This window comes from Rhizobium sp. CF142 (assembly GCF_000281145.1).
Classification (GTDB): Bacteria; Pseudomonadota; Alphaproteobacteria; order Rhizobiales; family Rhizobiaceae; genus Rhizobium.
Genome location: NZ_AJWE01000128.1, coordinates 48358 through 63315, shown reverse-complemented (window position 1 = coordinate 63315; position 14958 = coordinate 48358). Strand labels below are relative to the sequence as shown.

General features: G+C 60.2%; 8 protein-coding genes. 2 read left to right on the top strand and 6 right to left on the bottom strand.

The features are described from left to right. Nucleotides 1-3373, bottom strand: a 3373-nt coding sequence (locus PMI11_RS32375) for a DUF4082 domain-containing protein (RefSeq protein WP_007825967.1), incomplete at its 3' end; no start/stop codon positions are given. Nucleotides 3374-4130: 757 nt separating this feature from the next. On the opposite strand from PMI11_RS32375, the gene PMI11_RS32370 reads away from it, so the two are divergent. Together PMI11_RS32370 and poxB are read left to right on the top strand one after the other, a co-directional pair. Then, nucleotides 4131-5990: a TPR end-of-group domain-containing protein gene (locus PMI11_RS32370; RefSeq protein ID WP_007825958.1), complete on the top strand. Its 1860-nt coding sequence runs from the start codon at nucleotides 4131-4133 to the stop codon at nucleotides 5988-5990. A gap of 229 nt (nucleotides 5991-6219) precedes the next feature. Next, nucleotides 6220-7947: a ubiquinone-dependent pyruvate dehydrogenase gene (gene poxB, locus PMI11_RS32365; protein WP_007825957.1), complete on the top strand. Its 1728-nt coding sequence runs from the start codon at nucleotides 6220-6222 to the stop codon at nucleotides 7945-7947. A gap of 101 nt (nucleotides 7948-8048) precedes the next feature. Here the strand turns inward: poxB and ugpC are convergent, their stop codons facing one another. From ugpC to PMI11_RS32340, 5 genes are all read right to left on the bottom strand, one after another. After that, nucleotides 8049-9152 carry an ABC transporter ATP-binding protein gene (gene ugpC, locus PMI11_RS32360; RefSeq protein WP_007825956.1) on the bottom strand — a complete coding sequence of 368 codons (1104 nt, stop codon included), beginning with the start codon at nucleotides 9150-9152 and terminating at the stop codon, nucleotides 8049-8051. Further along, nucleotides 9152-11743 (bottom strand): GH116 family glycosyl-hydrolase, encoded by a 2592-nt coding sequence (locus tag PMI11_RS32355; RefSeq protein WP_007825955.1) that lies wholly within the window; start codon nucleotides 11741-11743, stop codon nucleotides 9152-9154. Before PMI11_RS32355 ends, ugpC begins: the two co-directional genes overlap by 1 nt. Nucleotides 11744-11762: 19 nt before the next feature. Continuing rightward, entirely contained in the window at nucleotides 11763-12614 is an 852-nt protein-coding gene (locus tag PMI11_RS32350) for a carbohydrate ABC transporter permease (RefSeq protein ID WP_007825954.1), read from the bottom strand. Next, nucleotides 12611-13543, bottom strand: coding sequence for a carbohydrate ABC transporter permease (locus tag PMI11_RS32345; RefSeq protein ID WP_113184388.1), 933 nt, complete (start codon nucleotides 13541-13543; stop codon nucleotides 12611-12613). The genes PMI11_RS32350 and PMI11_RS32345 overlap by 4 nt, the downstream gene beginning before the upstream one ends. Before the next feature lie 98 nt (nucleotides 13544-13641). After that, nucleotides 13642-14925: an ABC transporter substrate-binding protein gene (locus tag PMI11_RS32340; protein WP_007825951.1), complete on the bottom strand. Its 1284-nt coding sequence runs from the start codon at nucleotides 14923-14925 to the stop codon at nucleotides 13642-13644. Nucleotides 14926-14958 lie beyond the last annotated feature (33 nt).

Genomic DNA, 14958 nt, shown 5'->3' with positions numbered 1-14958 from the left:
AACCATTGGCAACGCCACCCTTCTCGGTCGCGTCACCCGCATCGGCAACCGCCGTCGGTGTCGTGTTCGACGTCGGCGTGGTGAACATCACATCGACCCAATAATTCGTCGACTCGAAGGTGCTCGTGGGATACAGGCTGGCGCTCCCATAGCTGTATACGCCGTTGCCGCTGGCCGGAGCCGTCAGGGGGCCGCTCGTCACATTGGAGACGAAGTAGCTGGCGGTCGTCGAATAGTGGCCGGTATTCGTATGGTAGGACGCCGTGTAGGTCTGTCCGGCCGTCAACGTCACCGGGCTGGTAAAATAGGCAGTCTGCCAGCCGCTGGCAGTCTCGTTCGTGAAGGTGAGGGTCGCAATCCGCGTACCCGTGCTCGACCAGAGGGAGCCGGTATGCGTGCCGGTGTCCTGGCTGCCCTTGTAGAAACGAATACCGGTAACGGTCCCTGCCACGGAGGTCTGGAATTTGACCCCGAGCTCGACAGCTGACGTATCGTCGGTGTTGACAACCGCCGGCGTCGCCGCGCCGAAGAGAGAATAAAAGCTCGCCCCGGTCACGGTGACCGTGCGTCCTGCCGAGGGTGCTTCAAGGTTGATGCTGTCGTCGACGGCCCGCGACAAGATCGTGTAATTGCCCGCGATCTGCGGCGACCAAGTATATGTCCAGTTCTCATCACCAGTCGCCGGATGCCAGCTCGCCCCATTGTCGGTCGAGACCTCGACACCGGCGATGACGCCGCCGCCCGTGTCGGCGGCGGTACCCGTAATCGTGACTGTGGAGCCAACGGTCGCCGTTGATGGCACCGTGATGATGGAAGTCGGTGCAACATGATCCGTGGAGCCGGTCGTGGCGACGAGCCCGGATTGCAGCGTCCCAGGCTGAATGCCCATGTCTGCCAGCAAATTGACCATTGCCTGCTGCACGCGGGGATCGGTCGGGGTCGCCTCATTATCGTGATTGTTGCTTAAGCCCCATGTCCAGTAGACAGTACCGGCGCCGAACACCAATGCGCCGCTCGGTGCGCGATAAAGCGTCAGATTATGGGTCGCGGTCGCGTTGCCGGTCGTGTTTCCGTAGTCAAGCAAGTAGGTGCTGACCGGAAGCGTCGTTGACGACAGCTTGACGAGGCCCGCCGGATCGAAGCCGTTATCGGGCGCTTCGTCCCACTCGTAGCCAAGATAGTTCTTGGTCAGGGTTGCCGTCTGGCCGGGTTGAAGATTGGCAACGCTGGTATTGCGCCAGAAGCGCAGGTTGGCGTCATCATATCCGACGGTGATCGCGCCGAGATTGCTGCCGACATCATCGACCTTGAACAACTGCCCGGTCAATGAGTTTTCCGGGTTTCCGCCGCCGATAGCAGGCGGGCTGAGGCGCGGATCGCGGAATGTGCCCGTCCATTCGTTGGAAGGGTCGATGCTGGCGCCGGGTGACCATGTCTCCTTGTAGGAGATGAGTGTGCGATAAGGCGTGCCGTCGGCGCTATAGGCATTGCCCCAACGGGTGCGCCAATAGACCTCGTTACCGCTCCAGAACATAAGGTTGACGCCTGCATCACGTGCGGCTTCGACATTCGTCCTCTGTTGCCCTGACCAGTATTCGTCATGTCCGGCATCAACATAGGTCTTGTGGTTGAGCAGCAGGCTGCCATAGCGGTCGACGTCGACACCCGACAGGTAAGAAACATCGTAGCCGTTCTGCTCCAGCCAGTAGATGCCTGCATATTCGGCGCCGAACAGATAGTCTTGCGGACCCGCATAAGTGCCAACCCCGCCACGGGTCGCAATCGGCCTGTTGTAGCTGACCGCATAGGCGCGACCGGCACCTTGCCCCGTCGCCGGACCATTGCCGCCGTAGAAGTTTGCGCCACCCCAGCCGTTGTAGGCCTGCCAGGTCTCGTCAGCGGTCTGGAAAACGATATCGCTGTGGCTGTCATCGTCGCGTACGATGAACGGAATCTGATTTTCGCCGAAGGTGCCATCCTGCCGCACGAGCTTGGCGATATAAACGCCTGAGACAGCATCTTCAGGTACGGTCCACGAAGCCGAAACTGCCCAGTTGCCGGCATCCACGGTGCCTGTCGTGGCATTGCGCAACGGATTGGGCTGATTCTGCACGCCGGCGTGCTGAATGGTCGTGACCTTGCGGGCGCCCATGCCGCCATAATAGCCGAGGCGGTAGATATCGATCCGGTAGTTGTTGGAATCCGTATCAATCTTGAAGCTGATCGTCTTGCCGTTGTCGACACTGATGTCGGTCGCGAATCCCTCGATATTGGAGCTACCGGCACCATCGATGCCCCACTCGCTCTCCGGGTTGCCCGGCAGCAGGTTTTCCGCCACGACCTTGTTGGCGGGCGTCACTGCCGCTGCGGCCGCCAGACTTTGCGTCGTTAACGACCGCTGCGTGATCGGCGGTGTGGTGACCGAGCCGGAAAGGATGCCGATGCCCTTGGTCCCGGTTGCCGTTCCCATCTCTCCGCCGCCGGGCAAGGATCCGTTCAGGTTCGTCGAATCCGTCCACCTTGCGGTCCCGCGCCAGCCCGAGAGCGGGGATAAGTTGCGATCGAGAAGCGGGTCGCTGACTGAGGCACCGATGGCCCGCTTGATCGTTGCCACATAGTCCGGCCCTTCGGTCAGCCTGGTCCCCGGCAATTGACCATCCTGTTGAAGCATGGCGCCGCCGTGGGCCCAATCGAGAATCCGCGTGGGGGACGTATAATAGCCACATCCGCAGACACCAAAGGGCATGCCAAACGCCAGTGAATTCGATCCACCGTGGTGCGCAGCAGCCGCTGCTGACGGGCTCGATTCGAGAATGACCACCTTGCCGGAGTGAGCGCGTGCACCCGCTACGGTAGCGGAACCTTGCCCTGACGCTGTCGGTGCGGGACTCTGCGGCAGATACGGAGCCAGGGGATCGTCGCCTATGGTGCCAATGCCAGCATAGGTACGATAAGGGGGCAATGCAGCGCCGTTCACGTTCCGCTCGAAAGGTGCAAAAACCGGATTATGGGCCGACAGAACGGACGCAGCAGAATTTCCACTTCCAACACCTGTTTCACGCGCCGCTGCGAAAGCGTCGGCCAAGGATGGGGACACCTGGTCGATATCGCTCTGACCGTCTGCCTCATCGACGGCTTCCGCTCTTTGTTCGATATCATGTCCACTGAGCGCAAAGTTGTTGTCGGGGCTGCCGGCAAGGGCACCCCCCTTGCTTCCACCCGCTGTCTGCGCGGATGTCGCAAGTTGAGCACTATCCTCGGGCCGATCGGCGTTCTTGCGCGGCCTTGCCTTTCCACCGACGGCCAGCCACCGGGGAACCCACGAATCCATCATAAGTGAGCGCGGAGCCCACCGGCGAGCGTTGCGATACATGGCGTGCCCTCTCGCGAAATTGCCAGGATCAAATCTATGAGGATCGTTCGATACGCGGACCTCCGATTATAATCGAAAAGTGGACGAGTATATCCTACCCCTTTCGACCTACAGGCTGCATCCTTTAGGCAAACGGGCTTTTGCGTGGACGCGCGACTTGCCTTTCGAGAAGCAACAAGCGGTACGACCGTCGGATCTGCTTCGCATCAAGCACTGGCACACCCGCCAAGCTCGGCGGCTTGCAGACGCAGCAACTGACAATCCAGTCGCTGTCGATTGCCAACTCCTCTTGGCAGAACATTCTGTCGCCCTTCAGTGGCCAATGGGATCGCGAAACATAACCTGCCGGGTAACCGACGGCGCCTATACAAATCGAACCGCGCTTCGATTGAGCGCGGCCTTTGATGACGGCGACCTCGCAAGCTCTCAGAGGTGAGGAACGGGCACGAGACGATGTCCCCGGGCCTGTTCGAGCGCTCTGCCCCGGCCCTTCCTCCGAGACGCAGTCCCAAATCGATGCACGGCCTCAAAATTGAGCACCTCAACAAGTCCGGGGTCTTTCCCATCCGAAAGAGCTATCGTTTGGCGCAATCTTCGCCCGTTCGGAGTATTGATGCTGCGCCGTAACGATATAGGCTCTGCGCCGCCGTGACAGCATGCCGAATCGAAAGATATCGGCTGCATGGGAGGGAGTCCTAGCGCGGTCAAAATCTGGAAAAAGCGAGACACTGACATGAGACAATCCATGGAGAGGATCATGGAGCGGCGATTGAGTGCCATCCTCGCTGCCGATGTGGTCGGTTACAGCCGGCTCATGGGCGTCGACGAGACGGGCACACTGCAGGCTTTGAACCGCCATCGCTGCGAACTGGTCGACATCCGCATATCCGATTACAAGGGCCGTATCGTCAAACTGACCGGCGACGGCATCCTGGCCGAGTTTCAGAGCGTCGTGAACGCCGTGGCCTGCGCCGCAGAAATCCAGCGCACCATGGCCGTGCGCAACGAAAACGTGGCGAAGGAAGAGCGCGTCGAATTCCGCATCGGCATCAATCTCGGCGATGTCGTCGTCGAAAATGACGATATTTTCGGCGACGGCGTCAACCTTGCCGCGCGTCTGGAAGGCATTGCTCCGGCCGGCGGCATTGCCGTGTCTGCAATCGTTCGGGATCAAGTCGGCTCACGCCTCAATCTCGGCTTCGATTTTTTAGGTGAACACGTGTTCAAAAACATCCGGCAACCGGTGCAGGTTTACACGGTTTCCTTCGACAAGCCGAGCTCTGCCCGCTTCGTCGCGCAGAACCGCAACACCTGCTTCATCGCCGTCCTGCCCTTCACCAACATGAGCGGTGATGCCGATCAGGATTACTTCTCCGACGGCATCACCGAGGACATCATCACCGATCTTTCCAAGGTCTCCAGCCTGCATGTGGTGCCGCGCAACACCGTCTTCACCTATAAGGGCACATCGGTGAAGGTGAAGCAGGTCGCCCAGGAACTTGGCGTGCGTTACATGCTGGAAGGCAGTGTGCGCATCGTCGGCAAGCGGGTGCGCATCTCCGGCCAGCTGATTGACACGACGAACGGCGATCATCTCTGGGCCGAACGCTACGACCGAGACCTCACCGATATCTTCGCCATCCAGGACGAGATCACCAACGCGATCGTCGGCCAGCTGAAGGTGCGGCTGCTGCCGGAGGAACGCAAGGCGATCGCCGCCGAGCCGACCGCCAATGTCGAGGCCTATACCTATTACCTGAGAGGAAGGCAGCTCTCCCATACCTGGACCAAATCCTATCTGCAGCTTGCCCGGCGCATGTTCTACAAGGCCGTCGAGCTCGATCCTGACTATGGCCGCGCCTATGCCGGCATCGCCGATTGCGATGCCGCGATCCGCGACTGGGCGCCTGACGACGTGCCCCTGGAGCGCATTCTGGCCATGAGCGCCAAGGCCCTTGAACTCGATCCCGACCTCGCCGAGGCCCATGCCTCCCGCGGCCTGGCGCTGCATCAGAACGGTGATGACGACGAGGCCACGGCATGCTTCGAACGCGCGCTGGCACTCGATCCCAACCTCTATGAAGCCAATTTCCACTATGCCCGCATCTTCTTCATGCGCGGGAATTTCGCCGAAGCGGTGCATTACTTTAGCCGCGCCGCCGAAATCCGCCCCGACGACTATGTTTCGCCGATCCATCTGATGTCCTCGTACCATTCTCTCGGACGGACGGCGGACCGGGAAAGCTGGGCGCGCATAGGCATTGAAAGAGCCGAGCGGGCGCTCAATCAGAACCCGGAAAATTCCGGCCCCGCCCATCGCGGCGCGCTTGCCCTTGCCCATCTCGGTGATGCGGCGCGGGCCTGCGACTGGGCCGCACGGGCAAGCGCCATCGATCCCGATGATATCGTCGCCCAATATAATCTTGCCTGCGTCCACTCCGTACTCGGCCATGTGGAACGGGCGATCGATATCCTGGAGGGCTTGCTGCCCCGCAGCTCGGTCTACCACATCAAATGGTTCACCCATGATTCCGACCTGGACAACCTGCGCCGGCATCCGCGCTTCATGAAACTTGTCGCGGAAGCGATGAAAGGGCGGGAACGAGTGGAAGCATAGGTCGCGACAGAAGAAGGGCGCCAAAGGAGAGCGCGGGGCGAACCCATGCTCCCGGCTGATAGGCAGAGTCCTGCGATATCGGGCAAACGGGCTTCTTCTCTGCCGGCACCTACACCAAAGTGCAGTTTGGTGTCTCCGCCACTCTGATAATTCTCCGGGTTGAGAAGCGTAGAGAGAGGCCTAGCTTCCTTTTACCAACCACCTGAAACCCAAAGCCCGGGAGCTTTCGATGAAGTCCAAAGTAGCTGATGTCCTGACTGAGGTGCTGCATTCGGCCGGGGTCAAGCGGATATATGGCGTGGTCGGAGACAGCCTGAACGGGCTTACGGAAGCGCTTCGAAAAAGAGGCGACATCGAGTGGGTCCATACCCGCCATGAAGAAACGGCAGCCTTCGCGGCAGGGGCCGAAGCCCATCTCAGTGGCGAACTGGCCGTGTGCGCCGGCAGCTGCGGCCCGGGCAACCTCCACCTCATCAACGGCCTGTTCGACTGTCATCGCTCGCGGGTCCCCGTCCTGGCCATTGCCGCGCAAATACCTTCGGCCGAAATCGGCAGAGGCTATTTCCAGGAAACGCATCCCGACCAGCTTTTCCGGGAATGCAGCCACTATTGCGAACTTGTCAGCCATCCGGAGCAATTGCCAGCAGTTATCGAAACGGCCATTCGCACAGCTATCGGAAAGCGCGGCGTTGCCGTCGTGGTCATGTCCGGCGACGTGGCATTGAGCGATTTCACGGCGAAGATTTCGACGCCGGCCGCACTCACGCTGGCCCAACCGAACGTCGTGCCGGCGAACGATCAGATCGATCGACTGTCGGAACTACTCAACAACAACTCGAAGGTTACCCTTCTGTGTGGACGCGGCTGCGAAGGAGCGCATGACGAGTTGATCGCCTTTGCGGACCGGCTGAAGGCGCCTGTTGTCCACGCGCTCGGCGGCAAGGAACATGTCGAGTGGGACAATCCCTTCGATGTCGGCATGACCGGTCTGATCGGTTTCTCCTCGGGTTACAAGGCCATGCTGGAGTGCGACACGCTTCTCATGCTCGGCACCGATTTCCCATACCGGCAGTTCTACCCAACCGACGCCAAGATCGCGCAGGTGGACATTCGACCGGAGAATCTTGGCCGCCGAGCCTCGCTCGATCTCGCAATCGTTGGCGACGTCAAATCGACACTGGCAGCAACGCTGCCGAAGCTGACGGAGCGAACGGACAGGGATCACCTGGATGCCTGCCTTGCCGCCTACAGGAAGGCGCGTGAAGGCCTCGACGACCTCGCCACAGGCAGAGAAGGCGGCAAGATTCATCCGCAATATGTGGCACGCCTTCTGAGCGAGCATGCGTCGGACGACGCGGTTTTCACCTTCGATGTCGGAACCCCCACGATCTGGGCTGCGCGCTACCTGAAAATGAACGGAAAGCGTCGCCTCATCGGATCGCTGGTTCACGGATCGATGGCCAACGCTCTTCCTCAGGCGATCGGGGCGCAGGCAACATACAAGGGACGCCAGATCATCAGCATGTCCGGCGATGGCGGCTTTGCCATGCTGATGGGCGACTTCCTGACGCTCGTTCAGCAGAATCTTCCGGTGAAGGTTGTCGTCTTCAACAATTCCGTTCTCGGATTCGTAGCGATGGAAATGAAGGCTTCGGGCTTCCTTGAGACCGGCACCGAACTCAAGAATCCGGATTTTGCGGCGGTTGCCCGCGCAGCCGGAGTCCATGGCGTTCGCGTGGAGGACCCCGCCGAGCTTGACGGTGCTATCAGGGAAATTCTGGCGCATCCCGGTCCGGCACTGCTCGACGTCGTCACGAATACGCAGGAACTGTCGATGCCGCCCCGGATCGAAGCGGCGCAGGTGAAAGGTTTCGGTCTCTGGGCCATTCGCGCGGTGATGAACGGCCGTGGAGACGAACTCGTCGACCTGACGGTCTCGAATTTCCTGTCTCGCTGAGGTCGAATGCTGCCGTCGGTCGGCGCCGGAATAGCCTGCAGGAAAGAGCTCATCGATGGCTCGGCACCGACCTATACTGCTGTAGCTGCTTGAAGCTTGGTTCAGTTCAGATAGGCATCGCGCCAATCACCGTCGGAACCGATCGTCACACCGGCCTCGTTGAACAAATGTACAAAAGGCTCGCGGATGACAATCGATATTCGTGCGCCGGAGGTTGCCCGGCTGATACCGCGCAGTGCCACGGTAAAGCCATTTCCAGTCGCAGTCTCGGCGTGGATGATCGTTTCCGATCCGAGGATTTCGGTGTCACCAACGGTGATCTGCAGGCTGCCCTCCCCGATCTCGCAATGTTCGGGCCTTACGCCGAACGTGACCGGGGCGCCGTCAGGCAGATCGACCTGGCGACCGGGCAAGGGAATATGGGTGCCGTCCTCCAGCGTGATCCCCATCAGGCCACCAATCCGCGCGATCCGGCCCGTGAGAAGGTTCATGGGCGGCGCGCCAAGAAAGCGGGCGACGAAGAGGTTGGCCGGGCGTGCGTATAGCTCGATCGGCGGGCCGACCTGTTCGATGCGGCCTTCGTTGAGCACGACAATCTGGTCGGCCATGGTCATTGCCTCAACCTGATCATGGGTGACGTAGACCATTGTCGACTTCAGCCGCCGATGCAGGCTGATCAGTTCGCCGCGCATCTTCACACGCAGTTCGGCATCGAGATTGGAGAGCGGTTCGTCGAACAGAAAGGCCTTCGGTTCCTTGACGATGGCGCGCCCGATCGCGACGCGCTGGCTCTGGCCGCCGGAAAGCTGGCTCGGACGACGGGTCATAAGGTGCTCGATCTGCAGAATATTGGCCGCCTTGGCGACGCGGGCGGAAATTTCCGGCCTGGCAAGCTTCTGGTTCTCCAGGCCGAATTTGAGGTTCTGCTCGACGCTCATATGCGGATAAAGTGCATAGGACTGGAAGACCATCGCCATGCCGCGCGCGGATGGCAGAAGATGGTCGCAGCGCATGCCATCGATGCGGATTTCCCCCGATGTGACTTCTTCCAGCCCTGCCATCATGCGCAGCAAGGTCGACTTGCCGCAGCCTGAAGGCCCGACAAAGACGGTGAACGAACCGTCGGCGATAGTCAGGTCGATGCCGTGTATGACTTCGAGACTTTGAAAGGCCTTGCGGACTGCCCTGAGTTCAATACCGGCCATTATGCCACCGTCTTAAGTTCGATCGACTGGCCCGCTGCGATGGGCGTCCTCCCGGCAAGACGATGCGTCAGCCCGTCCACCGAGATTTCGGCGACGTTGAGGCTGCCTCCGAGCACGGCGAGAATGAAGCCGTCACCTTCGCGGGTCAATGTGCCGAAAGCACTGCCGGCTGACCAAAACAGACGATAATCGCCCTGCACTTTCGGTGCGAAGGCGAGCGTGCCCGAGACGAAATCGGCGCTGAGCCCCGAGAAGGCGTTGACCAGCTGCCAGGCCGACATCGAGCGTGCGTAATAGGAACCGCATTCGATGTCGTTCCAAGGATTGCGGCGGGAACCGTCATGGCGGTTACGCGCACCGCAGACGATATCCATGCCCTCTTCGATAAGGCCGTGCATGATGAGATGCGAGGCAGCCATATATTCGATGCCGGTCCAGACTTCTTCGGCATAGGGAGCCGCGACCATCGGCTGGCGGATGCCTTCAGGATAGGTTGCGATCAAAAGCCCTGCCTCGTCTTCATAGGCATAGTTTCGGCAGGGATTGAAGTGATCCTCAAGCGTCGGGCGGAAATTGTTCCTGTGCACCGATTTCAGCGCGGTCCTCACCTTGTCTGCGTCAAGGAACGCGCCGATACCGGCGACCTCGGCATGCCACTGGCCGAGGATCTGATCGGAAATGCAGCCCTCGCCCATCTGATATTTGAGCTCTTGAAACTCCTCCGACCAGTAGGTTTCCATGAAACCGTCGGCAAGGACCCCGGCCGCGCGGCCGACATCGAAGGGTATCAGCACGCCCTTGTCAGAGAGGTCGACCTTCTGGATGAACCAGCGGCCATTGAAGAGCTCGGAATTGATATAGGCCGCACCAGCCTTGCCCATGCGCGCCGTCTTTTCAGACAGTTCCGTGTCACCGAGGACCGCCGCCATTTCGGAAACGCCGAGCAGAGCCGCCACATACATGGAGGCGAGCCACGAATTCGGGCCGAACAGCTCCATGTCGAGCGTCTGATGCTGGCGGCCTGAGAGAATACCGGTCTGATCGGGATCCCAGCGATCGGGGTTTTCGGACGACCAGGCATATTCGATCGCCCGTTTGACATTCGGCCAGTAACGGCGGAGCCAATCGGTATCGCCGCAGAGCTTCCAGTCCCGGTAGGTTTTGATGATCGCACCGAAATGGCCGTCGGCGCAGGGACCGATAATATCGAAGCCGGAACCCAGCGGCAGCTTCTGGCGAAAGGTTAGCCCCCCGGTCGGCAACTGATTATAGGTGAATTCGGTCTCACGCAGCGTCCGCTCGATGGCGGGAAAGAGGTGCGAAACCGCCTGCTGATAATTCCAGACATGGGTGCAGGTTCCCTCACAGGAGCCATCCTCGGTATGCTGGCCTTCCCAGGCCCAGAGCGCGCCATTTTCCAGGCGGATGCAGGTGGCGGTGCGCAGCAGCGCCAGGGTCGCACTCGCCGCATCCTTGACTTCCGCCGGAAGCGTCGTGTCGAACAATCCATCGCGAAAGGCCGCGGTTTCCGCATGCAAGGTGTCCCAACGTCCCAGTGCCTCGGTGGCGCTTGCGGTGGAATCTGCCCATTGCGTCGCATAATAGTTCGTCCAGCTCGGCGTCGGCCGATCGGGAATGGCGCCATCCGGCTTGTCGCGATAGGCCCAATAGACATCCCCATGCGGGAAGTTCCATGTAATGACGAAGCGCACCTTCCTGCGTTCGCCAGGGGCGACGGCGAAGCGGGCACCGAGCGTGCCGTGTTCTGGTTGCAGGCTCATGTGTCGAGAGGTGCGAGGCTCGTCATAGTGCCGTTTCGGCAGGCGACCGGGTCTTGCAAATTCCTTCCAGTAGACAGAGAGATCATCGAACCATTGGCCCCGATAATGATGGTCGGTATGGTCGACATCGTCAGCGTCCGTTGCGATCGTCAGATCGCCGCGTTGTGTTGCCGGCAGTGTCGTGTCGGACGAAGTCAGATGCAAGCTGCTGATGCCGCCTTCCTGCCTGAAGGTATGGATACCGCTATTCGAGCCGTAATTGCCGAGCGTGCCGGCAAGCGTATAGGTCAGTTCGTCCGCCGTATCGTTGACGATCTCAAACTCGAACATCGCCACCGGCATCGAGGAATCGCGGTCGTTGTGCGGAATGAAGGGGCTCAATGCCGTGAGCCTGATATCGCCTGGGAAACGCTGATCCTTGAAGACGAGATCGGCGATCGGGAAACGCCCGTAAAAATCGACCTCGCGGAAATGCGGTACGCCGACCAGCGTCTGGCGGTTGGCGCCATGGCCAAAGCCGTCGAACATCTTGCGCAGCCCCGGCGCGCCGGAAGGGTTCAGATCATAGGGGCCGTTGAGCACACGGGCATCGACCAGTTCTCCACCTTTCTCGGCCTTGATGGCGAAATGCGAGTAGCCATTATAGCCCTGCAGCGCCGGCCGGTTGCGGATCGACCAATCGATCAGCCGGCCGCTGCCGGAGATCGACAGGCCGCCCGAGCCGATGCCGCCGAGCGGAAAGGCGATATAGCGCGTGCGCTCGCCCTTATGGGCAAAGCGAGGTTCGATGGAGGCGAGATCATCCCACATGAAATCAATATCCTTGATGTTAGTTCTTGATGCCGCTCATCGTGATGCCTTCGATCACGAATTTCTGGGCGAGGAGAAAGAGGAGAACGACGGGCAGGATCGACATGCTCATGGCAGCCATCACCACCGAGAGATTGCCGGAGGCCATGTAGCCGCGCAGCACGTCCATCGCGACGGGAAGCGTCAGCGATTCATTCGAGCTCAAAAGGACCTTGGCCTGGAAATAATAGTTCCAGGTCTGGGTGAAGGTGATGATGCCGAGGGCCGAGAGTGCCGGCCGAAGCTGCGGTAGCGAGATCCGCCAGAAGATCTTGAAATAGCCGGCGCCATCCATCAGCGCCGCTTCCTCCAGCGCCTTCGGCTGGCTGAGCATGAATTGCCGCACCAGGAAGATGCCGAAACTGGAGGTGAGATACATAAGCGCCAGCCCGATCGGCTTGTCGAGCAGGCCGAGCCGCGCATAACCCAGATAGATCGGCAGGATCGTCACCTGGGCCGGAAACATCAGTCCGATAAGCAGGATGAAGAACAATGTATCGCGTCCGCGGAAGTTCAGCCTGGCGAAGGCGAAAGCCGCGAACGTGCAGGTCACCATCTGGCCGACGGTGACGATGACGGCGATCATGACCGAGTTGAAATAGATCTCCAGGAACGGCACGCGCGAGGCCAGCACCTGCCGATAGTTGGTGAGGTCGAAATTCGGCGGCAGGAAGCTCGGCGGCAGCTTGTAGGCATCAGAGACCGGCCGGAACGACATCGAAAACAACCAGAGGAAGGGCAGCAGCATGCCGATCGCCATCACCACCATGGTGGCGATGATCGCCCAGTCGATCCAGCGTCGGGCGGCGCGCGTCTGCATCATGTTGTTCATTGCTGCACCCACTTGCGCGAGAGGATCTGCTGGATGGCGGTGATGATGAGGATGATCACGGTCATGACGACGGAGATCGAGGCAGCATAACCGATCTGGAAACTGCCGAAGCCTTCCTCGACGATCTGGATAGACAGCGAGCGCGTGGCGTCGCCCGGACCGCCCTGTGTCAGGATGACGATCGATTCGAATACCTGCAGCGCGCCGATCGAGGCGTAGACGATGCAGAAGAAGACGACCGGCGAGATATAGGGCAGCGTGATGCGGAAGAACTGGCGCCAGGCAGGCGTCCCGTCCATCACCGCCGCCTCCAGGATGTTCTTCGGCACGCCCTGGAGGGCTGCGATGAAGATGATCATGAAGAAGCCGGTATTCTTCCAGACGTCCATGATGATGATCGAGGTCATCGCCTGGCCGGCATCGGTGAGCCAGCGCACACCCGGCAGACCGATCAGCCGCAGGTAATAATTGATGACGCCGAGATCATCGCCATAAAAATAGGTCCAAACAATCGAGACGAAAGCGGCAGCGATGATGACGGGCAGGAAGAAGGCGAGCCTGAAGAAATAGAGCAGCCAGCCCGGCATGGCGCGGTTCAGCGCCAGTGCCAGCAAAAGCCCGATCGAAACGTTGAAGGTGACGGCAAAGAGCGCGAAGCGCAGCGTGTTCCAGAGGATCTGAAGCGAGCGCTGATCGGTGAAGAAGCGGATGAAGTTGTCGAAACCGACCCATTGCGAACCGAGCATCGGATCGTAATAGGCAAAGGCCAGGATCGTGGTGACGATCACAGGCGCGATGACAAAGGTCAGGTAAAGCACCGTTGCCGGCAGCACGAAGAGATAGCCGGTCGCTGCCTGCGCGCGGCGTAGCTGTGAAGGCTGGTGTCTTTCGAAGGTGGCGGTCATGGCATCTGCTCGAATGGCGGACATGGTTTGTCATCCGCCGCGCCCGGAATGGCAGATGCCTGCATGGCAATCTGCCACCCGGCCGCGACGGCGGGAGGGCGATCGTGAGAACCCTAGATCGATCAGCCGCCCATGCGCTTCTTCAGCCGCTCGAAGGAAGCGTTGAGCTCGGCATCTGCCTGCTTCACGCCATCGGCGATCGAGACCTCGCCGGCCATCATCGCCGTGTAGTAGCGGATGAAGATCTTCTCGACCTCCTGGAAATTGGCAGGAGACGGCACGGCCTTGGTGTTCGGCAGCGTCTGGTAATAGAGCGCGGCACTCGGCGGGAAGCTCAGGAACCCCGGCGTCTCGGCGGCCGACTTGCGGCCGGGAACACCGCCACCCTTTTCGCCTTCCTCCTTCTGCGTCTCCTCGCTCGTCAGTTCGAGGATCAGCGCCTTGGCAAGATCCGGCTCCTTGCTCGTCTTGGCGACGGCATAACCACCGAAGCCGATCACGGTCGTGTCGGTCACCTTGCTCGGCGGAATGGCGACATCCATGTTGAGCTTGTTGTTCTTGGCGCTCTGGACGATCCAGTGGCCGCGACTGATCATCGCCACCTGGCCGGCCATGAACTGGTTATCCATCATATCCTTGCCGGGGATCGGCGAGACGCCGTCGACATGGATGAGGTCATGGAGGAATTGCAGGCTTTCGGCGACCTTGGGGTCGAGCATGTTGGATGCCGTCCACTCGTCGTTGATGGCACCGGTGCCATTCGAAAAGAACCAAGGCTGGACGAAGAAGTTCTGGTTCGGCACCTCATAACCGAACTGGGTGACATTGCCCGACGCATCCTTGACCGTCAGCTTCTTGGCGACATCGCGGAATTCGTCCCAGGTCCACTTGCCGGCCTTCGGATAGGCAATCCCGGCCTTGTCGAACAGATCCCTGTTGTAGTTGATCATGATGTTGTTCCAGCCGATCGGGATATAGTTGATATCCCCCTTGTAGCTCGACTGCTTGAAGAGGCTCGGCGCGAAGTCCGAAAAGCCGGGATTGGCGGCGACGAAATCGTTGAGCGGCAGGAAGAGAGAGCGCGACGAGAAGCTCTGGAAGGTCTCGATCGCCGTGCCATAGACATCGGCCTGCTGGCCGGAGTTGAACTGGCTGAAGACCTTGGTGACATAGTCGCCCCAGCCCGTCGAGATCGGATCGACGGAAAGCTCGACCTTGACGTTGGGGTATTTCTTGTTGAACCGCGCAATGGCGTTGGTCATGGCGGATAGTTCGGCATCGCCGCCGAAGCCCTGCATCTTCAGGGTCGCCGTGACATCCGATTGCGCAAACGCGCGGCCGACACTTGCGCCGACGGCAAGAGCGGCAGACGAAATCAGCAGCGAACGCCGCGAGAACTCATGCATGTGATCCTCCCTATGCGCCTCCTCCGGCGCGTT